The organism is Pseudoalteromonas sp. BSi20439, assembly GCF_000241165.1.
In the GTDB taxonomy this organism is placed as follows: domain Bacteria; phylum Pseudomonadota; class Gammaproteobacteria; order Enterobacterales; family Alteromonadaceae; genus Pseudoalteromonas.
This window is the reverse complement of the sequence record NZ_BADW01000163.1, coordinates 1-435: the sequence shown is the minus strand read 5'-3', so window position 1 is coordinate 435 and position 435 is coordinate 1. Positions and strand designations below refer to the sequence as shown.

General features: G+C 41.8%; 1 protein-coding gene. It reads right to left on the bottom strand.

The window, feature by feature from the left end; genetic code table 11:
- Window positions 1–39: 39 nt before the first annotated feature.
- A partial coding sequence (locus P20439_RS13160) for an integrase core domain-containing protein (RefSeq protein ID WP_036934068.1) occupies window positions 40–435 on the bottom strand: 396 nt, incomplete at its 5' end.

Sequence of the window (435 nt, the reverse complement as noted above, 5' to 3'; positions counted from 1 at the left end):
TGAATCGCCCCGAGTTCATCGGAGACCAGTTTGTTTAAGTCAGGCCACTTTACCTGACTCGTTTAAATTATCATAGTAGTCTGTTTCATATTGAGCTGGTGAAATATACCCAATTGAAGATAATAAGCGTTGATTATTAAACCAATTGACCCACTCTAACGTTGCGTATTCAACAGCATCAACATTCTTCCACGGGCCATTTCTGCGAATAATCTCTGTTTTAAATAATCCATTTATTGTTTCAGCCAATGCATTGTCATAAGAGTCACCCACACTGCCTACAGACGCTTGAATTCCAGCTTCAGCAAGTCGCTCAGTGTATCGTATAGACAAATATTGGCTGCCTCTGTCGCTGTGGTGAATTAACCCTTCGGGGTTGCCACGATGCCAAATAGCTTGCTCTAACGCATCAAGAATAAGCTCTGTGTGCATTGT